General features: G+C 65.6%; 22 protein-coding genes. 12 read left to right on the plus strand and 10 right to left on the minus strand.

Going from position 1 to position 21,260, the window contains the following annotated elements; translation table 11 throughout:
• Window positions 1–62 precede the first annotated feature (62 nt).
• Window positions 63–494 carry an MAPEG family protein gene (locus DFR51_RS13545; RefSeq protein WP_121052056.1) on the plus strand — a complete coding sequence of 144 codons (432 nt, stop codon included), beginning with the start codon at window positions 63–65 and terminating at the stop codon, window positions 492–494.
• 9 nt (window positions 495–503) lie between these two features.
• On the opposite strand, the gene cysS is transcribed toward DFR51_RS13545, so the two are convergent.
• Genes cysS through radA form a run of 3 tightly spaced genes read right to left on the minus strand, consistent with a single transcriptional unit; the run spans window position 504 to window position 4,006 of the window.
• Entirely contained in the window at window positions 504–1,925 is a 1,422-nt protein-coding gene (cysS, locus tag DFR51_RS13550) for a cysteine--tRNA ligase (RefSeq protein ID WP_121052058.1), read from the minus strand.
• A 42-nt stretch (window positions 1,926–1,967) separates the two neighbouring features.
• On the minus strand, window positions 1,968–2,609 hold the full coding sequence (locus tag DFR51_RS13555) for a CvpA family protein (RefSeq protein WP_121052060.1): 642 nt from the start codon (window positions 2,607–2,609) through the stop codon (window positions 1,968–1,970).
• A gap of 11 nt (window positions 2,610–2,620) precedes the next feature.
• Window positions 2,621–4,006, minus strand: a complete 1,386-nt coding sequence (gene radA / locus DFR51_RS13560) for a DNA repair protein RadA (RefSeq protein WP_121052062.1) — start codon at window positions 4,004–4,006, stop codon at window positions 2,621–2,623.
• 123 nt (window positions 4,007–4,129) lie between these two features.
• Between radA and alr the strand changes: the two genes are divergently transcribed.
• Genes alr through DFR51_RS13580 form a run of 4 tightly spaced genes read left to right on the plus strand, consistent with a single transcriptional unit; the run spans window position 4,130 to window position 7,168 of the window.
• Window positions 4,130–5,152 (plus strand): alanine racemase, encoded by a 1,023-nt coding sequence (gene alr, locus DFR51_RS13565; RefSeq protein WP_121052064.1) that lies wholly within the window; start codon window positions 4,130–4,132, stop codon window positions 5,150–5,152.
• Window positions 5,149–5,934: an MlaE family ABC transporter permease gene (locus DFR51_RS13570; protein WP_121052066.1), complete on the plus strand. Its 786-nt coding sequence runs from the start codon at window positions 5,149–5,151 to the stop codon at window positions 5,932–5,934. Before alr ends, DFR51_RS13570 begins: the two co-directional genes overlap by 4 nt.
• On the plus strand, window positions 5,931–6,701 hold the full coding sequence (locus DFR51_RS13575) for an ABC transporter ATP-binding protein (RefSeq protein ID WP_121052068.1): 771 nt from the start codon (window positions 5,931–5,933) through the stop codon (window positions 6,699–6,701). The genes DFR51_RS13570 and DFR51_RS13575 overlap by 4 nt, the downstream gene beginning before the upstream one ends.
• Window positions 6,702–6,730: 29 nt before the next feature.
• Window positions 6,731–7,168, plus strand: coding sequence for an iron-sulfur cluster assembly scaffold protein (locus tag DFR51_RS13580; protein WP_121052070.1), 438 nt, complete (start codon window positions 6,731–6,733; stop codon window positions 7,166–7,168).
• Here the strand turns inward: DFR51_RS13580 and DFR51_RS13585 are convergent.
• Window positions 7,152–7,625: a methyltransferase family protein gene (locus tag DFR51_RS13585; RefSeq protein WP_121052072.1), complete on the minus strand. Its 474-nt coding sequence runs from the start codon at window positions 7,623–7,625 to the stop codon at window positions 7,152–7,154. The two genes, DFR51_RS13580 and DFR51_RS13585, sit on opposite strands and share 17 nt — an antisense overlap.
• 79 nt (window positions 7,626–7,704) lie before the next feature.
• Here DFR51_RS13585 and DFR51_RS13590 point away from each other — a divergent pair, with 79 nt between their 5' ends.
• Entirely contained in the window at window positions 7,705–9,522 is a 1,818-nt protein-coding gene (locus DFR51_RS13590) for a monovalent cation:proton antiporter-2 (CPA2) family protein (RefSeq protein WP_121052074.1), read from the plus strand.
• Here the strand turns inward: DFR51_RS13590 and DFR51_RS13595 are convergent.
• Complete coding sequence (locus DFR51_RS13595) at window positions 9,519–10,400, minus strand: LysR family transcriptional regulator (RefSeq protein ID WP_121052076.1); 882 nt, start codon at window positions 10,398–10,400, stop codon at window positions 9,519–9,521. The two genes, DFR51_RS13590 and DFR51_RS13595, sit on opposite strands and share 4 nt — an antisense overlap.
• 118 nt (window positions 10,401–10,518) lie before the next feature.
• Here DFR51_RS13595 and DFR51_RS13600 point away from each other — a divergent pair, with 118 nt between their 5' ends.
• From DFR51_RS13600 to DFR51_RS13620, 5 genes are all read left to right on the plus strand, one after another.
• The gene (locus DFR51_RS13600; protein ID WP_121052077.1) at window positions 10,519–12,030 is read left to right on the plus strand and encodes a CoA-acylating methylmalonate-semialdehyde dehydrogenase; all 1,512 of its coding nucleotides are present in this window, start codon (window positions 10,519–10,521) and stop codon (window positions 12,028–12,030) included.
• 159 nt (window positions 12,031–12,189) lie between these two features.
• Window positions 12,190–12,585, plus strand: a complete 396-nt coding sequence (locus DFR51_RS13605) for a RidA family protein (protein ID WP_121052079.1) — start codon at window positions 12,190–12,192, stop codon at window positions 12,583–12,585.
• On the plus strand, window positions 12,582–13,730 hold the full coding sequence (locus DFR51_RS13610; protein ID WP_121052081.1) for an acyl-CoA dehydrogenase family protein: 1,149 nt from the start codon (window positions 12,582–12,584) through the stop codon (window positions 13,728–13,730). Before DFR51_RS13605 ends, DFR51_RS13610 begins: the two co-directional genes overlap by 4 nt.
• Window positions 13,730–14,062 (plus strand): DUF423 domain-containing protein, encoded by a 333-nt coding sequence (locus DFR51_RS13615; protein WP_121052083.1) that lies wholly within the window; start codon window positions 13,730–13,732, stop codon window positions 14,060–14,062. The genes DFR51_RS13610 and DFR51_RS13615 overlap by 1 nt, the downstream gene beginning before the upstream one ends.
• 67 nt (window positions 14,063–14,129) lie before the next feature.
• Window positions 14,130–15,155, plus strand: coding sequence for an NADP-dependent oxidoreductase (locus tag DFR51_RS13620; protein WP_121052085.1), 1,026 nt, complete (start codon window positions 14,130–14,132; stop codon window positions 15,153–15,155).
• On the opposite strand, the gene DFR51_RS13625 is transcribed toward DFR51_RS13620, so the two are convergent.
• The 3 genes from DFR51_RS13625 to DFR51_RS13635 are packed head-to-tail and all read right to left on the minus strand — an operon-like array spanning window position 15,152 to window position 17,553.
• Entirely contained in the window at window positions 15,152–15,793 is a 642-nt protein-coding gene (locus DFR51_RS13625; RefSeq protein ID WP_121052087.1) for a trimeric intracellular cation channel family protein, read from the minus strand. The genes DFR51_RS13620 and DFR51_RS13625 overlap by 4 nt on opposite strands.
• The gene (locus tag DFR51_RS13630) at window positions 15,790–16,728 is read right to left on the minus strand and encodes a metal-dependent hydrolase (RefSeq protein ID WP_121052089.1); all 939 of its coding nucleotides are present in this window, start codon (window positions 16,726–16,728) and stop codon (window positions 15,790–15,792) included. Before DFR51_RS13630 ends, DFR51_RS13625 begins: the two co-directional genes overlap by 4 nt.
• 48 nt (window positions 16,729–16,776) lie before the next feature.
• On the minus strand, window positions 16,777–17,553 hold the full coding sequence (locus tag DFR51_RS13635; RefSeq protein ID WP_121052091.1) for a class II aldolase/adducin family protein: 777 nt from the start codon (window positions 17,551–17,553) through the stop codon (window positions 16,777–16,779).
• 154 nt (window positions 17,554–17,707) lie between these two features.
• On the opposite strand from DFR51_RS13635, the gene DFR51_RS13640 reads away from it, so the two are divergent.
• Window positions 17,708–19,324 (plus strand): alkaline phosphatase D family protein, encoded by a 1,617-nt coding sequence (locus DFR51_RS13640; protein WP_121052093.1) that lies wholly within the window; start codon window positions 17,708–17,710, stop codon window positions 19,322–19,324.
• A gap of 249 nt (window positions 19,325–19,573) precedes the next feature.
• Here DFR51_RS13640 and aroB read toward each other — a convergent pair whose 3' ends face one another.
• Complete coding sequence (gene aroB, locus DFR51_RS13645; RefSeq protein WP_170151783.1) at window positions 19,574–20,662, minus strand: 3-dehydroquinate synthase; 1,089 nt, start codon at window positions 20,660–20,662, stop codon at window positions 19,574–19,576.
• Window positions 20,659–21,237, minus strand: a complete 579-nt coding sequence (locus tag DFR51_RS13650) for a shikimate kinase (protein WP_121052095.1) — start codon at window positions 21,235–21,237, stop codon at window positions 20,659–20,661. Before DFR51_RS13650 ends, aroB begins: the two co-directional genes overlap by 4 nt.
• Window positions 21,238–21,260 lie beyond the last annotated feature (23 nt).

Here is a 21,260-nt window from a genome sequence, read left to right on the forward strand (position 1 = left end):
TGCGCTTGACCTTCCGAAGGCGCAGGTTCCGCGCCGGGAGAGACAGGAGGGGAGGATCGCCCATGACCTTGAACAGCAACGTGATCTCGATGCTGCAGACCATCGTCGCGATGGGTCTGCTCAATCTGGTGATGTTCGTCTGGATGTACGCGACGCGGATTCCCGCGATGAACCAGGCGAAGATCGATCCGCAATCGGCGCAGCATCCGGGTTCGCTGAATACGCTGCCGAGTGAGGCCCGCCGTGTCGCCGACAACTACAACCACCTCTTCGAAGCGCCGACGCTCTTCTATGCGATGGTCATCGCCATCGTGCTGCTCGGCCACGCCGACCAGTGGCACGTGCTTGCGGCATGGGCCTACGTGATCCTGCGCGCGCTCCATTCGCTGGTGCAGGCAACGTTCAACCGCGTGATGCTCCGCTTCGCGCTGTTCGCGCTTTCATGGGTGGCGCTCGGCATCATGATCGTCCGCGAGGTCGCGGCGATCTACTGACCGCCGCGCCTACGCCCGCCGCCAGACCGTCGTCCCGTCGGGCCTATCCTCGAGGATGACGCCTTCCGCCTTCAACTGATCGCGGATGCGGTCGGCCTCTGCCCAGTTTTTTGCGGCTTTGGCCGCACTGCGCGCGACTATTAGGTTTTGAACCACCTCCTGCGAAATCTGAATTATCACGGTGGGAGCGTGCCCAATGTAGCTTTCAAGCGCAGAGTTTACCTGGGCTTTGATCGGCTTCATGAGAGACCCGAGCCCAAGCAGTTCGCCAATCGCTTGCAGTTCCGACTTTGCCTTCGAAGCCTCCGCTTCCGAACCTGCCGTCGTCAGGTCCTTGCGAACCTTCTGCATCTCGGCGAGCACGGCGGGCGTGTTGAGATCATCCGCAAGCGCTTCGAGAACCGCAGCAGGAACGTCCGCGTCCACATAGGGCGCATCGGACGAACGGATCGCGTTTGCGAAACCATCCAGCATCGCCTTCGCCTGCGCGATCAGCCGATCATTCCAATCCAGCGGCTGCCGGTAATGCGCCATCAGCAGGGCAAGCCGCAACGTCTCACCCTTGTGGTCCTGCTCCAGAAGCTCGCCCACCGTCACCACATTGCCGAGCGACTTCGACATCTTCTCCTTGTCCATGGAGAGGAAGCCGTTGTGCATCCAGATGTTCGCGAGCGGCGCGCCGTCGTGGGCGCAGCGGCTTTGCGCGCACTCGTTTTCGTGGTGCGGAAACTGAAGGTCGAGGCCGCCGCCGTGGATGTCGATCGTGGTGCCGAGGTGCGCCTCGATCATCGCGGAGCATTCGATGTGCCAGCCGGGACGGCCTCGTCCCCACGGGGAGTCCCAGCCCGGCTGGTCTGCCGCGCTCGGCTTCCAGAGCACGAAATCGCCCGGGTTCTTCTTGTAGGGCGCCACCTCGACACGCGCGCCCGCGATCATCTCGTCCATCGGGCGGCGCGAAAGCGTGCCGTAGTCGGCATCCTTCGTGATGTCGAACAGCGCATGGCCGTCGGCCGCATAGGCCGCGCCCTTCTCGATCAGTGCCGCGATCATCGCGACCATCTGCTCGACATGCTCCGTGGCGCGCGGCTCGTACGTCGGCCGCTGCACGCCAAGCGCACCCATGTCGGCGCGATAGAAATCCTCGTAGCGCTTCGTGATCGTCTCGATCGGCACGCCTTCAGCCTGCGCGGCGGCCATGATCTTGTCGTCGATGTCGGTGAAGTTCCGCGCATAGTGCACGGCGTTCTCGCCATAGGTATGGCGGAGCAGCCGGAACAGCACGTCGAACACCACGGCGGGCCGGGCATTGCCGATGTGCGCGCGGTTGTAGACCGTGGGGCCGCACACATACATCGTCACCCGGTTCTTGTCGTCGGGTGTGAAGACGTCCTTCTGGCGCGTCAGCGTGTTGTAGAGGCGGATATCGGTCATGGCCGCGCCCCTAGCGCGAATCTGCCGCGAAGGAAACTGCCGCTAAATCTCTGTCGACCCTGCGTCGTCCAGCAGATCGTCGAGCGCGTCGCGCTCTTCGTGCGTGTAGCCTTCGCCGCCGCTCGTGTCGCTGTAGGGGCGATCCTCGGGCGCGGCGCGCGGCCTGTCGTCGCCGAGCCCCAACCCCTGCTGACGATCCTCGGCATAATCAATGATCGCGCGGCTGGTGATGTCGAGCAGCGGCTCCGTCTTCGCGGCGAGCAGCCATTCCGGCAACTTCTCGTTCCCGCCCCAGATGAGCGCGTGGCCGCGCGTGACGACGAGGAACACGAGGCTGACGACGATGAGCCCCTTCACCGCGCCGAAACCGAGCCCGAGAACGCGGTCGATCGGCCCGATCACCGATCGCTTGGTGCGGTCGCCGAGCAGCCGCCCGACAAGGCGGAACAGGAAGAACGTGCCGAAAAAGATGACGACGAAGGCGATCGCCGCCGCTGCAACTTCGCTGCCCACCATCCCCGCCGCAATCAGCTTGCCTGCCGGGTAGAACAGCTTCAGCGCCACAACCGCCGCGACCCATGCGAGCAGCGTGAGAATTTCGGTGACGAACCCCCGGATCGCGCCGAGCACGGCAAGCGCACCCACGATGAGCAGAACGACGATGTCGAACCCGGTCATGTCCATATTTCGCGCCCCTAATCGGCGCCGCAGAGGTGGTCAACAAGCCCCGACAAATGTTTGAAGCCTGTGGCTTTCATGCCATTGGGCACGCCGTCTCCCTTCGCCGTCGCGCCGCCCGGCAGGAAGGCACGCTCGAAGCCGAGTTTCTGCGCTTCCTTGAGCCGGAGCCCAAGGTGCGGCGCAGCGCGAATCTCGCCCGAAAGCGCGATCTCGCCGAGCGCCACCGTATCAAGCCGTATGGGCCGCTCCGCCATTGCCGAGGCGAGCGCCGCGGCAACCGCAAGGTCCGCCGCCGGGTCCGACACACGCAGGCCGCCTGCGATGTTGAGATAAACCTCGCACGTCGAGAAGTTGAGCCCGCAGCGCGCCTCCAGCACGGCAAGGATCATTGCGAGCCGCCCCGAATCCCAGCCCACGACCGCCCGGCGCGGCGTCGCGCCCGAGGGCAGCCGCACGACGAGCGCCTGCACCTCCACCATCACCGGCCGCGTCCCCTCGATCGCCGGGAACACCACCGATCCCGGCACCGGTGCCTCTCGCTGGGTCAGGAACAGCGACGAAGGGTTCGAAACCTCTTCGAGGCCGAGCGCGCCCATCGCGAACACGCCGATCTCGTCGGTACCGCCGAAGCGGTTCTTCACGGCGCGGAGGATGCGATACTGGTGCGAACGCTCGCCTTCGAAATAGAGCACGGTATCGACCATGTGCTCCAGCACGCGCGGTCCGGCGATCTGCCCGTCCTTCGTCACGTGGCCGACGAGCACCACCGCCGCACCTTCGGACTTCGCATATCGGATCAGCTCCTGCGCGGCGGCGCGCACCTGGCTCACCGTGCCGGGCGCGCCCTCCAGCATGTCCGAATGCATGGTCTGGATCGAATCGATGATCAGGAGATCGGGCGCCGTGCGCTCCGCAAGCGTCGTCAGGATGTCGCGCACCGATGTGACGCTGGCCAACGCCACGTCCGCCTTGCCGAGCCCGAGCCGCTGCGCGCGCAGCCGCACCTGGTCCGCCGCCTCTTCGCCGGAAAGGTACACGATGCGTTTCCCGGCCATCGCCATCTTGCCCGCGACCTGCAGCAGCAGCGTCGATTTGCCGATGCCGGGATCGCCGCCGATAAGGATCGCGCTGCCCGGCACCACGCCGCCGCCGAGCGTGCGATCAAGCTCGGCGATGCCGGTGGGCAGCCGCGGCGGCAGCGGCGTATCTTCGTCCAGCGATTGCAGGCGAAACGCCGAACCGCCGCGCGAAAGCGATTGCTTGGCCGAGAACGGCGTCACCACCGCGCCGGCATCCTCGACGATGCTGTTCCACTCCTTACATTCACCGCACTGCCCCGCCCAGCGCGGGCTCACCGCGCCGCAGGCCTGACAGACAAACTGGGTTTTCAGCCGCGCCATTCACCACCTGAATTCAAGAACAGAATAGGAACATATCAATCGCGGAAATGAAACACAACGGCCTCTTGCCGTCGTCAACAGGCATTTGCGCATCCGGCGTGGCCCGGCTATCCGTCCTCGCGCATGATCCCGCCATCCCCTCTTCGCCTTCGTATCGACCTCGACGCGCTTGCGGCCAATTGGCGGCAGCTCCGCGCGCTCGCGGGCGTGGAGACAGGCGCCGCGATAAAAGCAAACGGCTACGGTCTCGGTGCGAAGGCCGTAACGGACCGGCTTTATGCCGAAGGATGCCGAACGTTTTACGTTTCCAGCTGGCAGGAGGCCGCGGCCCTCGCGGGTCATCCGCCGGACCTTCGTGTGAAGGTGTTGCACGGCATCGACGCGGCCGATCTTCCTGCCGCGCTTTCCATCGACGCGGACCCCGTGCTCGTCAGCCCGGAACAGGTGGCGCTGTGGCGCGCGCATGGCCAGGGCCGCCGCTGCGACATCATGGTGGATACCGGCATGAACCGCCTGGGCTTCGACTGGCGCGGCTTCTGCACGGAGATGTTCGCCGGCATGGATGTTGACACTGTTCACTCTCACCTCGCCTGCGCCGACACGCCGGAGCATCCGCTGAACGGGCTGCAGCGCGATCGTTTTGAAGCGGTCGTGATGGCGCTCGGCATACGCGGCGCACTGGCGAACACGGCGGGCATCTTCCTTGGGCGCGACTACGCCTTTGGCCACGTGCGCCCCGGCATCGGGCTGTACGGCGGCATCGCCGGGCTGCACCAGGTCGTGTTTCCTTCCGCGCGCGTCATTCAGTGCCGCGATGTGCCGGCGGGCGAGATTTCCGGCTATGGCGCGACGTGGACGACCCCGCGCGACAGCCGCCTCGCCGTGCTCAACGTCGGCTATGCGGACGGGTATCTGCGGGGCTTTTCCAACACCGGCGCAGCCCTTGTAGACGGCAAGCGCGCGCCGGTCGTGGGGCGCGTATCGATGGACATGGTCGTTGTAGACATCACGGATACCCCTGCGGTCACCACCGGCGACTGGGTATACATCGTCTACAACCTCTCCGAAGCCGCCGCACAGTCCGGGCTTTCAGAGTATGAGTTGCTGACAGGGCTCGGCCCCCGCTATGAGCGCGTCTACACATGAACGCTCTCGTAAACTTCTTCGCCCACCCCGGCCGCGCTACGCTCGGCGCGCTCGCCAGCATCGGCCGGGTCGCGCTCTTCACGCTGCGCGCGCTCGCCGCCGCCCTGCGTCCGCCGTACTATTTCGGCCGCCTCGTCGAACAGATGCTGATCATCGGCTGGTTTTCGCTGCCCGTGGTCGGTCTCACCGCCGTTTTCACCGGCGCAGCGCTGGCGCAGCAAATCTTCGTCGGCGGCAGCCGCTTCAACGCGGAAAGCACCGTGCCCGCCGTCACGGTGATCGCCATTGTTCGCGAACTCGGCCCCGTCCTCGGCGGGCTGATGGTCGCTGGGCGAGTCTCCTCCGCGATGGCGGCCGAACTCGGCACGATGCGCGTCACCGAACAGATCGACGCGCTCACCACACTGCGCACCGACCCGTTCCAGTATCTGATCGCGCCGCGCCTCGTCGCCGCCGTGATCGTGCTGCCGCTGCTCGTGCTCGTGTCGAACGCGCTTGGTGTGATGGGCGGCTTCCTGATCGGTACGCAGCGCCTCGGCTTCAACGTAACGTCCTACCTCGCCACGACGCGCCAGTACCTTGAATGGGACGACGTCTCGTCGAGCCTCGTGAAGGCGGCGGTTTTCGGTTTCATCATCGCGATGATGGGCTGCTATCACGGCTTCCGCAGCATGGGAGGCGCGGCGGGCGTCGGCCGTTCGACGACGAACGCCGTCGTCAGCGCCTTCGTGCTGATCCTCCTCGCCAACCTCATCATCACCGTGCTGGTGTTCGGCTCATGACGACGGGCGAGCGCGGCGGCAGCATCGAGCTTGTCGGTGTCCGAAAGGCGTTCGGGCCGAAGGTTGTTCTCGATCATATCGATCTGAAGGTCACCCCCGGCGAATCGCTGGTCGTGATCGGTGGCTCCGGCACCGGCAAATCCGTGATGTTGAAGTCGGTGCTCGGCATCCTGCCCATCGACGCGGGCACGATCCGTCTGGATGGCGTCGATCTCGCCGCCGCATCGCGAGCCGAGCGCACCGAGCTCCGGAACCGCATCGGCATGCTGTTTCAGGGTGGCGCGCTGTTCGATTCGCTGCCCGTATGGCGCAACATCACCTTCGGGCTGACGCAAGGCCGCGCGACGAACGCGAAGGCGATGCACGCGAAAGCTGTCGAGCTGCTCGCGAAGGTGGGCCTGGATGCGCCGGTTGCGGACCTGAAGCCATCCGAGCTTTCGGGCGGCATGCAGAAGCGCGTCGCGCTTGCCCGTGCGATCGCCGCCGAGCCGGAAATCATCTTCTTCGACGAGCCGACCACGGGCCTTGATCCGATCCGCGCCGACACCATCAACCGGCTGATCCGCGGCCTGGTCACAGATCTCGGCGTCACTGCCGTCACGATCACGCACGACATGGCGAGCGTGCGCCGCATCGCCGACCGCGTCGCTATGCTGAAAGACGGCCGCATCCACTGGGAAGGCAAGGTCGCCGACCTCGAAAACAGCGGCAACGACTATGTCGACCGTTTCGTCCACGGTCGCGCAGAAGACGGCGAGACTGGCTAGCGGCGTCTCTACGCCCTATATCGGCCGCGATGTCGGAACCGCTCTATAACACCGCGATCCTGCGCCTCGCCGCAACGATCCCGCACCAGACGCGCCTCGCCGCGCCGCAGGGCACGAGCCGCAAGGTCTCGCCGATCTGCGGCAGCCGCGTCACCGCCGACGTCGGTCTCGATAGCGACGGGCGCGTTGCCGCGTTCGGGCAGGAGGTGCGCGCCTGCGCGCTCGGGCAGGCTTCGGCTTCGATCCTCGGCGCAGGCGTCCTCGGAAAGTCCGCATCAGACCTTCGCGCCACGCACACCGCACTCGCCGCTTTCCTGAAGTCGGAGGGCGATGTTCCGGCAGGGTGGCCGGACCTCGAAATCTTCCGCCCGGCGCAGGCCTACAAGGCCCGCCACCCCTCGATCCTCCTCGCCTTCGACGCGGCTGCAAGCGCCGCCGAAGACGCCTCCGTCACAGCCAGCGCCTGACCTTTTCCGTGTAAGCGCGGTAGTCGTCCCCGAACTTCGTTTCGAGATAGCGTTCCTCGCGCGCGATCACCTGCCGGTCGATCAGGATCACCACGAAGGGCAGGAGGAGCAGCGTCGCAAGACTGTCGAAGATGAGCGCCAGCCCCGCGAAGATCAGCGCCATGCCGAGATACATCGGGTTCCGCGTCCAGCGATAGACACCGCTCGCCACGAACGCCGTCGTCTGCCGCCACGGTTCGGGATTCGTGCCTGCCCTCCTGAACCGCAACAACGCCGCGAAGATGAGGCCGAGCCCAGCGATGGCCAGAATCATGCCGGCGATGCTTGCGACCCTGATGTCGAGCCCGATCGGCGGATCGCCGAGCAGCCTTCCGATTCCAAGGCCAAGAAGCAGCATCCCGGCGTAGACGAACGGTGGCGGGAAGCGTACCTGTGGGCTGTCCTCGTCGATCTTCATATCCGGTGCCGATGCCTCTGTTTCGCTTCCCCTGCGTCTACCGCCCCTCCCCGCGCATCGCAAACCGGGCCGCGCGCTGATGGCCGTGGGCGGTGATTCCACCCTGCTTCGCGATGGTGTGGTTTATCTTGCGGCGGCGGTCGCGGTGGTGCCGCTGTTCCACCGGCTGAAGCTCGGCAGCGTGCTCGGCTATCTTGTCGCGGGCATGATCATCGGGCCGCATCTGCTCGGTCTCGTCACTGATCCTGAAGCGACACTCGGCTTTGCCGAATTCGGCGTCGTGCTGCTGCTGTTTGTGATCGGACTCGAACTGCGCCCCAAGCGACTGTGGGATCTTCGCTACGACATTTTCGGGCTGGGCAGCGCGCAGGTGCTGCTCTGCGGGTTCGCAATCACAGGGGCGCTGCTCCTCACGACCATATTCACCTGGCAGGCCGCGCTCGTCATCGGCCTCGCGCTCGCGCTATCCTCCACCGCGCTCGACGTGCAGATCCTGCGCGACCAGGGCAAGATCAACACGCCGCTAGGCCAGCGCATCATCTCGATCCATCTGATGCAGGATCTCGCGATCGTTCCGCTGCTGATCGTGACCACCGCCCTCTCCCGCACGCCGGTCTCCGAATCGCCCGAAGGCTGGGAGCTGGTCTGGAAATCGTTCGTCGCGATCGGTGCGCTGGTGCTTGCCGGACGCTTCCTTGTGAACCCGCTGTTCCGCCTCATCGCGCAAACGGGCACGCGCGAGGTTTTCGTCATCGGCGCTCTGCTGATGGTCGTCGGCTCCGCCTTCCTGATGGCAAGCTTCGGGCTTTCGATGGCCCTTGGCGCGTTCATCGCGGGTGTGATGCTTGCAGATAGTCCCTACCGGCACGAGGTGGAAGCGGACATCGACCCATTCCGGGGCCTTTTGCTCGGCCTTTTCTTCATGGCCGTGGGCATGATGCTCGATCTTTCGATCATTCTGAAAGAGCCGGCGCGCATCCTGCTCTATGTCACCATCCTGATCGGCGTGAAGTTCACCGTGATCGCGCTTCTCACGCGCCTTTTCGGCTCGAACTGGCGCGATGCTGCGCTTACCGGCGTTCATCTTGCACAGGGCGGCGAGTTCGCTTTCGTCGTGCTGACAGCAGCCGAAAGTGGGCTATTGCTTGCATCCGAGGCCTCCAGCCTGTTTGCCGCCGCCGTCACCGTCTCGATGGCGCTGACCCCGCTTCTCATCGCCGGCGTCGACAGGCTCGTCGAGCGCGACAGTGAAGACCACGATGCCGAAGGCCCCGAAACGGCCGAGAACGCCCCGGCGATCATTGTCGGCTACGGTCGCTTTGGCCAAACGGTGAATCAGCTTCTCGCGGCGCGCGGCATTCCCGTTACGCTCATTGACCGCAAACCGGGGCAGATCGAGCTTTCCGGCAAGTTCGGCCGCAAGGTCTATTACGGCGACGGGACGCGGCTCGATGTGCTGCGCATCGCGGGCGCGGAGGAGGCGCAGCTCCTCATCTACTGCAACGACCGTCAGCAGATCACCAACGAGATGCTGGGCATCGTGCGCCGCGCCTTTCCCAACCTCAAGGTGCTCATCCGCGCGTTCGACCGGCGGCATGTGATGCAACTCGCCAATGCGGACTGCGACACGGTGGTGCGAGAGGTTCATGAAAGTGCCGTGTTAATGGGCCGCGCGGCGCTCAAGGCCGCGGACGTCGACGACGAGACCATTGATGAGATCGAGGCCGAGTATCGCGAGCGCGACAGCGAACGCCTCGCCCTGCAGATCGCCAGCGGCGACCTTCGCGCCGGTCTCGATCTCACCTATGGCACCTACCCGCTGCCTGCGAACGAGGGCCTCGGCGAAATTCCCTACGCGCTTGATGATGACAGCCCGCGATCCGGGCATATTGCCTAGAGCAAGATGTCCCGCCGACGGGCCACGACTTCGTCGATCCACTGCGAAAAGGCGGCGATGCGCGCAAACCGGCGCATGTCGCGGTGCATCACCAGCCAGAAGCTGCGCCGCAACGTAACATCGTCCGCAAGCACCGCCACGACGCGTGCATCTCCTGCCGCCATGAACCGCGGCAGCACCCCGATGCCGCCGCCGCCCGCGACCATTTCGTGCTGCGCGTTGATGCTGGTGCTGCGAATGGCGGGTTCAAGGCCGGGAAGCACCTCCCCCAGATAATCGAGTTCGGGCGTGAAAATGTGATCGGGCACATAGCCGACGATGCTGTGATCGAGGAGATCGGTGCGCGTGCCGGGCACCCCTGCGCTCTCAAGGTAGGCAGGGCTCGCATAAAGGCCGAGCCGATAATCGGTAAGCTTGCGCGCCACGAGCGGACCGTGCTGCGGGCGCGCGAGCATGATCGCGATATCCGCCTCGCGCCGCGACGGGCTCAGCAGGCCGCTCCCCGCAACGAGATCGATGACGATGCGCGGGTGGCGGCGATGAAAATCCGGAAGCGCGCGGGCCACGATCCAGGTGCCGAAGCCTTCGACGACGCTCACCCGCACCATGCCGCCCGGACCCGCCTCGCCCGAAACCTCGCCGCCGAAGCGCAGCGCAGCCTGCTCCGCCGCCTCGGCATGCTCGACGAGCGCGCGGCCCCGCTCGGTCAATACGTAGCCTGCAGGCCCCTGTTCGAAGAGTGTAGCATCAACGTCGCGTTCCAGCCGCGCAAGGCGCCGGCCGATTGTCGTCGCATCAACGCCGAGTTCACGCGCCGCCGCGTTCAGCCGCTGCGTACGCGCGACACACAGGAAAATGCGCAGGTCATCCCAGTTCACGAGGGTTCCATACTGCAAAATCGCAGTCACGTAATGCGAATCTGGGGAATTGCCCGGCGGGAAACGAAAGCGGATAAGCGCGCCAACGCCACTTTCGGCCTATCCTTGGGGAACGAGCATGTCCGGCACCTTGCGCGAAATCGACCTTTTCATCGGCGGCGAAACCGTCCGCAGCATCAGCGGCCGCTTCGGCGACGTGTTCAACCCCAACACCGGCAAGGTGCAGGCGCGCGTCCAGTTTGCGACCGACGCCGAGATCGCCCGCGCGGTCGAAAATGCGAAGGCCGCGCAGATCGGCTGGGCCGCGACCAATCCCCAGCGCCGTGCCCGCGTGATGTTCGAATTCAAGCGCCTGCTCGAACGCGACATGGACAAGCTCGCCGAGCTTCTTTCGTCCGAACACGGCAAGGTGATCGCCGACTCAAAGGGCGACATCCAGCGCGGGCTCGAGGTCATTGAGTTCGCATGCGGCATCCCGCACGCGCAGAAGGGCGAACACACGCAGGGTGCAGGCCCCGGCATCGACGTTTATTCGATGCGTCAACCGCTCGGCGTCGTCGCGGGCATCACCCCGTTCAACTTCCCGGCGATGATCCCGATGTGGATGTTCGGCGTCGCAATCGCCTGTGGCAACGCCTTCATCCTGAAGCCGTCGGAGCGCGACCCTTCCGTGCCGATCGAGCTTGCGAAGCTGATGATGGAAGCAGGGCTTCCGGCGGGCGTGCTCAACGTCGTCCACGGCGACAAGAGCGCTGTGGATGCGATCCTCGACCACGCCGATATCCACGCCGTCAGCTTCGTCGGCTCGTCGGACATCGCGCACTATGTCTATCAGCGCGGCGCGGCGGCCGGTAAGCGCGTGCAGGCGATGGGCGGCGCCAAGAACCACGGCATCGTCATGCCGGACGCCGATCTCGATCAGGTGGTGAACGATCTCGCGGGCGCGGCCTTCGGTTCGGCCGGCGCACGCTGCATGGCGCTTCCCGTGGTCGTTCCGGTCGGCGACAAGACCGCCGCCAAACTGCGCGAAAAGCTGCTCCCGGCGATCGCGGCGCTGCGCGTCGGCGTCTCCACCGATGCAGAGGCGCACTACGGCCCGGTCGTCACCGCCGCGCACAAGGCGAAGATCGAAAACTACATCCAGATGGGCGTCGATGAAGGCGCCGAGCTTGTCGTCGACGGCCGCGGGTTCAGCCTGCAGGGCCACGAGGACGGCTTCTTCGTCGGGCCGAGCCTGTTCGACCGCGTGAAGACGAACATGCGCACCTATCAGGAAGAGATCTTCGGCCCCGTGCTGCAGATGCTTCGCGCCGACAGCTTCGAAGAAGCGCTGCAGCTCCCCACGCAGCACCAGTACGGCAACGGCGTCGCCATCTTCACGCGCAACGGCCACGCCGCCCGTGAATTTGCCGCACGCGTCAACGTCGGCATGGTCGGCATCAACGTGCCGATCCCGGTGCCGGTCGCCTACCACACGTTCGGCGGCTGGAAGCGCTCGGCGTTCGGCGACACCAACCAGCACGGCATGGAAGGCGTGAAGTTCTGGACAAAGGTGAAAACCATCACCCAGCGCTGGCCCGACGGCTCCGCCGACGGCGGCAACGCCTTCGTCATCCCCACGATGGGTTGATCTGCTCAAAGCCCTCTCCCCTCGGGAGAGGGCTTTTGAATATGCGCAGTTCGCGGGGTTTTGCTTGTCCGTCCGTGCCCTCTCCACAAGGCCGCACGGGAGAGCTAACAAGCGCTGCATCCAACAGGCCCCACCCCGGCAAAGCGTAAGCGAGGATTCATGACGACCCGTACCAAAGCCAGCTCAGGCTCTCCCTTCGAGGCCACGATCGGCTTCTCCCGCGCCGTGCGTGTGGGCGACCGCATCCTCGTTTCAGGCACTGCCCCCGTCGAGCCCGACGGCAGTTCCACACCCGGCGGTGCCGAAGCCCAGACCGCACGCTGCCTTGCGATTATCGTCGCCGCAATCGAACAGCTCGGCGGCAGCGCGGCAGATGTCGTGCGGACGCGCATGTTCCTTACCGATGCTGCGGATGCGGATGCCGTCGGCCGTGCGCACGGCGCCGTCTTCACAGATATCCGCCCCGCCTCGACGATGGTCGTTGTCGCGGCCTTGCTGCGTCCGGAATGGAAGGTGGAAATCGAGGCCGAGGCCATTGTAGGAACTGCCGCATGACCCAGTTCGACCTGACCGACGACCAGCGCGCGATCCAGGAAATGGCGCAGCGCTTCACCGCCGACGCCATCACGCCTTTCGCAGCGAAGTGGGATGAAGACCACGTCTTCCCGCGCGATACGATCAAGTCCGCCGCCGAGCTTGGCTTCGCAGCGATCTACGTATCGGAAGCCTCGGGCGGCATCGGGCTCGGACGGCTCGAATCGGCGCTCATCATGGAAGCGATGGCCTACGGCTGCCCGGCCGTCTCCGCGTTCATCTCGATCCACAACATGGCCTCTTGGATGATCGACAGCTTCGGTTCCGAGACCGTGAAGTCCAAGTACCTGCCGAGTCTTGTCACGATGGACCGGATTGCGAGCTACTGCCTCACCGAACCGGGTTCGGGGTCGGACGCCGCAGCGCTGAAGACCAAGGCCGTGCGCGACGGTGACCATTATGTTGTTACCGGCTCGAAAGCGTTCATCTCGGGTGCGGGACAGAACGAAGTTTACGTCACCATGGTGCGCACCGGCGGTGACGGCCCCAAGGGCATCTCGTGCCTTGTCATCGAGAAGGATATGCCCGGCGTCAGCTTCGGCGCCAACGAGCGCAAGATGGGCTGGCGTGCGCAGCCCACAGCGCAGGTCAATTTCGACGGCGTGCGCGTTCCGGTCGAAAACCTCGTCGGCGCCGAGGGCGACGGATTCAAGATCGCGATGGCCGGCCTGGACGGTGGCCGCCTCAACATCGGTGCTTGCAGCCTGGGTGGCGCGCAGCGCGCGATCGACGAGGCGCTCGCCTACACGCGCCAGCGCAGCCAGTTCGGCAAGGCGATTGCCGATTTCCAGAACACGCAGTTCCGCCTCGCCGACATGGAGACGGAGCTTCAGGCTGCGCGCATCCTGCTCTACGCCGCCGCAGCGAAGGTAACGGCGAAATCGCCCGACAAGACCAAGTTCTCGGCAATGGCGAAGCGCTTCGCTACCGATACCGGCATGGCGGTCGTCGACCGCGCGCTGCAGATGTTTGGCGGCTACGGCTACCTGCAGGATTATCCGGTCGAAAAGCTCTACCGCGACCTTCGCGTGCACCAGATCCTTGAAGGCACGAACGAAATCATGCGCGTCGTCATCGCGCGTGAGTTGATGCGGGCCGCCAACTGATGGCGCCGCTCGCCGCGCTCGCTGCCCTCAATGGCCTTCTTGCCGTTGCGGTCGGCGCGTTCGGCGCGCACGCGATGACAGACCCTCAGGCGAAGACCTGGGTCACGACGGGCGCCGTTTATGGCCTCGCCCATGCCGCGGCGGCGCTTGCCGTGATGACGCGCGCGCCTGCGGCGGCATGGAGCATGGCGCTCGGCGCGCTCGTCTTTTCGGGTACGCTCTATCTGATGGCCCTCGGCCTGCCGCGCTGGCTCGGCGCGGTGACACCGATCGGCGGTGTATTGATGATCGCTGGCTGGGCACTGCTGATTTGGCACGCGCTTCGCGCCTGACACGCGAAATCGCTAGCGGCGTTGATCGACCTTACACGCTAATGTGATCCCGAAAGGGAGACACACCATGACGATTTCGCAGCAATGGACCCTCGCCAGCCGCCCGCAAGGGGCGCCCACGGCGGAGAACTTCAAGTGGGTCGAGGCTGAGGTTCCACCGCCCGGCGAAGGCCAGGTGCTCGCCCGCACGCTGTGGATGTCGCTCGATCCCTACATGCGCGGCCGCATGTCGGAGGGCGCTTCCTACGCCGCGCCCGTTGCGATTGGCGGCGTCATGGAAGGTGAAACCGTCGGCGAAGTCATCGAGTCCCGCGACAGCCGCTTCAAACCGGGCGACATCGTTGCGGGGCGCTCCGGCTGGCAATCGCACTGGGTTCTCCCCGCCGCAGAACTGCGCGGACTTCCCAAAGGTCCGTTCCCGCTTTCCTACCACCTCGGTATGCTCGGAATGCCGGGCCTAACCGCCTACACGGGTCTTATGCGGATCGGTCAGCCGAAAGCCGGCGAAACCGTCTGCGTCGCAGCCGCCTCGGGCGCAGTCGGATCGGTCGTCGGGCAGATAGCGCAGCGTCTCGGTTGTCGCACTGTCGGGATCGCCGGCGGCAAGGCAAAGTGCGATTTCGTCGTGAACGAACTCGGCTTCGACACCTGCCTCGATCACCACGACGCAAACCTCGGCGCTGCACTCAAGGAAGCCGCCCCTAAGGGCATCGATATCTATTTCGAAAACGTCGGCGGCAAGGTCTGGGAAACCGTGCTCCCCCGCCTCAACGACTTCGCGCGCGTCCCCGTCTGCGGCCTCATCGCGGGCTATAACGCCACGAGCCGCGAGGAGCTTTCGGGTAGCTTCCTGATGGCCGAGTTGATGCGTGCGGTGCTGGTGAAGCGTCTCCACCTCGAAGGCTTTATCGTCAGCGACTACTGGGCCGAGACGATGCCGAAGTTCGCCGCCGACATGACGCGCTGGCAGGGCGAGAAGCCCTTCGTCTACCGCGAGGACGTGACCGAAGGGCTGGAGAACGCGCCCAAGGCGTTTATCGGGCTCCTCGAGGGCAAGAACTTCGGCAAGGCGGTGGTGAAGGTCGCCGACTAGTCGCTACCCGGCGCACGCGGGGCCGTGAGGCCGAAGCGGACGCTCACCATGCGCAGCGCGAAGGTTCCGAGAGCCCCCGCGATACCTACAAGCGTCGACGGCAGGTTGAGCGCGTCGCCCGCGACAACAATCGTCGCGCCGAGCATCGCCGCGAGTGCGTAGAGTTCGCCTACTTTGAGCACGCGCGGCACCTCGGCAAGGAGCACGTCGCGGAGCGCGCCGCCACCGACCGCCGTCAGCACGCCGAGCAGCACCGCGGGTAGCGGGTCGATACCATAGGTAAGCGCCTTGCGCGCGCCGGCGACGGCGAAGAAGCCCAGCGCCATCGCATCGAACAGCATCACCGGCTGGCTCGCCCGCTCGATCACCCGATGCCCGAAAAAAACGACGGCACCAGCGGCGAGCGCGGAGGGCAGATAGAGCGTGTTCGCAAGCGCCGCGACGGGAGTCGCGCCGATCAGCACATCGCGCGCCATGCCGCCCGCAAGCCCTGTGACAATCGCCAGCACGAACACGCCGAAGACATCGAGTTTGTGCCGAACCGCGAGCAGTGCACCACCGAGCGCCGAGACGAATATCCCCGCAAGGTCGGCCCAGAGTACGACAGGTCCGAGCACGACGGGGGGAAGTTCGTTCATTGCGGCTGTTCCTGCACGGTCGCCTCGACGCGGAAAATAGCCGGTCCCCGGCTCTCGACGAAACGTGCATCGTGGAGCACGACGCGGGCTGCACCATTTCCCCGGGTCACCTCGGCGTACGGCAGACGCGACCAGTAGAGGAAATCGGCGACCTCCTTGCTTTGCGCGGCAGCAGCGGGGATGGCCGGATCGTCCATGTGCGTCGGGAAGGGTGCGGCCACCGAGAGCTGGGGCGGAAGCAGGCTTGCCTCGCCGTAGCCATAGCGGCCGCCCACGTCGTAGATCATCTGGCGCCGGAAGGGGTTGACCGGCGGCGTGTTCGCCACGACCTGTCGCGGCTTTCCATAGCCTGCAGCGTCAACGGCTTCGGCCGTTTTCACCTCGGCAATGTGACTGCCATAGCCCATCAGACCGATGTACGCTGCCACAACCGCGAGAGCGCCGCGCGCCGGGCCTTCGCGTTTCCTGCGGCGGGCGAGGAACACGCCGAGTCCGAGCGCGAGCCACACCCACACGTCGATGATGAACAGCGTGTCGCCGTAGAACCAGCGCTCGGAAAGCGGCATCAGCAGGCGAATGCCGTAGACGTTCAGGAAATCGAGTGCCGGGTGCGAGAGCACGCCGATCGCCGAGAGCGCCAAGAGCCAGCCGAGATGCACCGGAGGACGGCTTTCCGGCCGGGTTCCACGCCGCGTTTGCCAACGATCGAACGCCTGCATCGCAAGGGCAAGGCCGGGAATCATGATCGCCCATGCCAGTGGCCCGTGGGTAATGCCGCGCCGGAACGCGAGGTTCTCGCCAAAGGCGAGGCCGATCACATCGATGTCGGGCAGGTTGGCCGCGATGATGAGCGTGGCGACACCGAGCCCCGTTTTGCGCTTCAGGCCCGCTTCACCGAGCGCCCATCCGGCGAGCGAGTGCGTGAGATTATCCATTGAGCGCGTACCTTATGGGGCGGTGCGCCCGCGTTCAACGGCGCTCAATCAGTTGCGGAACGAGGTGTCGATCCGGTCCAGCTTCCGCAGCAAGGCCGGCCATGCCAGCTTGCGGATCACCATCCCCATCCCCTCCCCGCTCGACTGGTCCTTCACCTTTTCGGGCGTGCCCTGCGGCGGCGTGTTGAGGTTCTCTCGCCCAGCGGAGAGCATGTGGACCTGCGCTTCGCAGGCCCGCTCCAGGAAGTACATGCGCAGGAATGCATCCGCCACCGTGTCGCCAACGGTGAGCGTGCCGTGGTTGCGCAGGATCATCGCGTTTTTCGTGCCAATGTCCGCGACCAGCCGCTCGCGCTCGTCGAGGTCGGTCGCGATGCCTTCATAGTCGTGGTAGGCGACATCGTGCTGGGCGATCATCGCTGTCTGCGTGTGCGGCAGCAGGCCGAAATCCATCGCGGACACGGCCTGACCATAAGGCGTGTGCAGGTGGATGACGGCCTTCGCATCCTCGCGCGCCATGTGAATCGCCGAGTGGATCGTGAAACCCGCCGGGTTCGTGACATAGGGCGTATTGCCGATGGCATTGCCGTTGACGTCGATCTTCACGAGGCTCGACGCCGTGATCTCTTCGAACATCAGGTTGTAGGGATTGATGAGGAAGTGGTGCTCCGGCCCCGGCACGCGCACCGAGAGGTGCGTGAAGATGAGGTCGTCCCACCCATAGAGCGCGACGAGGCGATAGGCCGCCGCGAGATCGACGCGGGCGTTCCATTCTTCGTCTGAAACCTCGGACTGCACAGACGGCATCTGGATCGCTGTAGCCATCGTTGTCTCCCCGGCATTGGTGTTCAGCCTTTCCCAGAGTGTGCCCCACGGGACGCCAGATGCAAAGCTGGCAGGTTTCGGGGTTTGGAGCGCGTGATCTGAGTGTCACATTTCCAGCCTAACAGGCTGCCGAACGCTACCCGGAAAGGCCCCCATGAGCATCAACCTCCGCCGCCGTGACCTTTTCGGTGCCGGCCTTGCCGCAGCCATCCCCGGCCGCGCATGGGCGACCGCGCTGAACCGTGGCTTCACACACAATGTGGCGAGCGGCGAACCCTCGCAGACCGCCGTGCTGCTGTGGACGCGCTACGTGCCCGCCGGCGATGCGGCGGCGCTCACTGCCGAGGTCGCCGAAGACGCGGGCTTCACGCGGATCGTGACGCGGAGCGAAACGACAGCGGCGGCCACGACCGATTACTGCGCCAGCGCCCGTGCCGAAGGGCTGGAGCCGGGACGCTGGTATTACTACCGCTTCCGCACGGCGTCGGGCGAAACCTCGCCCACCGGACGGACACGGACGCTGCCGGCAGGACGGACGGGGCGCTTCAACATCGCGGTCTTTTCGTGCTCCAACCTGCCGTTCGGCCTGTTCAACGCTTACGCCCACGCGGCTGGGCGGCAGGACATCGACCTTCTCGTCCACCTCGGCGACTATATTTACGAATATGGTCGCGGCACGTACCCGAGTGCCGCCGAAGCGATGCCGGGGCGTATCCTCGAACCGGCAAATGAGATCGTGACGCCCGCCGATTACCACGCCCGCTATGCCACCTATCGCCGTGACCGCGATCTTCAGGCGCTCCACCAGCGCTTTCCGATGATCTCGATCTGGGACGACCACGAATTCGCGAACGACACGTGGAAGGACGGTGCGCAGAATCACCAGAGCGAGACCGAAGGCCCCTGGGAGACGCGCAAGGCGGCGGCAAAGGCGGCATACCGGCACTGGCTGCCGATGTCGGACGAACCCTACAAAGCCTATGAGATCGGCGACCTTGCGACGCTGATCCGTCTCGATACGCGCGCCGAAGGCCGCGACAAGCAGCCCGAACTCGCCGACGCCTTCAAGCTCGCCGACGATCCGGCAAAGGCGCTTGCGGCGTTCCGCGATACCGTGTGGGCGGACCCTGCGCGGCAGATGCTCGGTGCGCCGCAGGAAGCGTTTCTAGCCGATGCGCTTACCGCATCGGTGAAAGGCGGCACCCGCTGGCAGGTGGTGGCGCAGCAAATCCTCGCGGGCGAGACGAAGACGCCAGCGGATGCCGATGCGTCGTGGCTCGGCGGCACGCCGCCCGACTATGTGAAGCAGCGCTTTCAGGCAGGCGTGCTCGCCGGAAAGATCGGGCTGCCGTTCAACTTCGATTCCTGGGGCGGCTACCCGGCAGCGCGGACGCGCTATCTGGGCGCTGCGCAGGCTGCGGGTGCGAACCTCGTGAACCTCGCCGGAGACAGCCACAACGCCTGGGCGTATGACCTTGCAAATGGCGGCAGCCCGGCGGGCGTGGAGTTCGGCGTGCAGGGCGTCACCTCTCCGGGGATGGAGAGCTACATGCGCGGGGCCGACCCGAAGCAGGTGGCAGAGGCGCTGGTCGGCGCGAACCCCGAGCTCAAATGGTGCGAAACCCAGCACCGAGGGTACATGACGCTGTCGCTGACCCCGGATGCGGCACAGTGCGACTGGCACTTCCTGGAAACCATCCGGGCACGATCGACGGCGATCGCGGCGACGCACACCGCGCTGGTGCAGCCGGGCACGAACCGGATCGCCTGACCGCGCTTGCAAAATAGGACGGGAGCGGCTGGAGTGGCCGCTCCGGCGTGCCGCTGAGGCCCGGATTTCCCGCGAAGTTGATGAAGTTGAGACATGCCCCGCGCGGGCGTGCGCGGGTTCGTGCGCGGCGACACTTCGCACGTTCGATGTTGAGGATATCCACACGCGCAGGATGCCGCGCGCTTCAAAGAGCAGCGGCCCTGCCTTGCACGGGCAATCCTATTTCGGAAGACCCCTTATCGTGCGTTCCTAGAGCTTCGGCGCGAGGAAAGTGGCGACGTCTGCCAGCGCCACGGTCTTGTCGAGATAGGCGTCGCCGATTGCGCGTGCGAGGACGAAGGGGGTGGCGCCGCCTGCGGCCTTCTTGTCCTGCTGCATGTGGTGGACGAGCGCGTCCACATCGAAACCGAAGCCTTTGGGGCTGACCGGAAGGCCCGACGCGGCGAGGTGGGCCTGCGCGCGGGCGGCATCTTCGGCACTGCACAGCCCCCGATGCGCCGAGAACGCGAAGGCCATGACCATGCCCGTCGCGACCGCCTCCCCATGGAGCAAGCGATCGGAGAAGCCGGTTTCGGCCTCGAACGCGTGACCGAAGGTGTGGCCGAGGTTGAGGAGCGCGCGGCGGCCGCTCGTCTCGCGCTCGTCCTCCGCGACGATTGCCGCCTTCATGCGGCAACTGTGCGCGATGGCATGGACCTGCGCGGCGCGGTCTCCGGCGAGGAGCGCGGCGCCGTTGCCCTCGCACCACGCGAAGAAATCCGCGTCGCCGAGCAGGCCGTATTTGACGACCTCTGCGTAGCCCGCGCGCATTTCGCGGGGGCCGAGCGTATCGAGAAGTTCGGGATCGATGAGCACGCGCGACGGCTGGTGGAAGGCGCCGACGAGATTCTTGCCCGCTCCAGCATTGATCGCCGTCTTGCCGCCGACAGACGAATCGACCTGCGCGAGCAGCGTCGTCGGGATCTGCACGAATTCGCAGCCGCGCCGCGCGACCGCAGCGGCAAAGCCGGTGAGATCGCCGATGACGCCGCCCCCGAACGCGATGACGGCGTCGCCGCGTTCCACGCCTGCGGCAAGGATGCGCTCCACGAGCGTTTCGAACGACCGCCAGTTCTTGGTCGCCTCCCCCGCCGGGAAGATCACGGGATCGATCGGGCGGTCGAGCGCAGCGGCCAGCGTTGCGAGATGTGCGGCCGCGACGGTTTCATCGGTGACGACGAGCTGGGGCCGACCGCTTTTGGGAAGCGCGATCTCGCGCCCCGCATCGGCGAGGATGCCCGGCGCAATGACGATATCGTAGGCGCGCGCGCCAAGCTCCACCCGAACCACTTCTTTCACGCGGATTCCCCCAGACGGCGGAGTTCCGCCACGATGGCCTCGACGGCGATATGATGCGGCGCGGGCTGGCTCGGCACGCGAATCTGCGCCTCGGCATAAAGCGGATTGCGCACCGCAGCGAGATCGCGAAGCACCTGCCCGGCATCCTTGTCCTTCAGCAGCGGGCGGTGATCGCGCTTGGAAACACGCTCGACGAGCGTATCGATATCGGCATCGAGCCAGACCGCGATTGCGTTTTCAAGGACGCGCGCGCGCGTTTCCGGATCAACGAACGCGCCGCCGCCGGTGGCGATCACCTTGGGCATACCGGAGATGAGACGCGCGATCACGCGGCGTTCGCCTTCGCGGAAATGCGTTTCGCCGTAGCGTGAGAAAATCTCCGAAACCGTAAGGCCCGCGGCCTCTTCGATCGCCTCGTCGGCATCCACGAATTCAAGGTTGAGGCGCTTCGCGAGGCGGCGTCCAATCGTGGTTTTGCCCGCGCCCATCAGCCCCACAAGCACGACGGAACGGCTGAGACCGCGCCTGCGGCGAACAGGCGGCGGGGAGGCTTTTTTTGGTTCGCAAGCGTTCATCGCACTCGCTATACACAGGCGCC

Source organism: Sphingosinicella microcystinivorans (assembly GCF_003634215.1).
GTDB classification, from domain to species: Bacteria; Pseudomonadota; Alphaproteobacteria; order Sphingomonadales; family Sphingomonadaceae; genus Sphingosinicella; species Sphingosinicella microcystinivorans.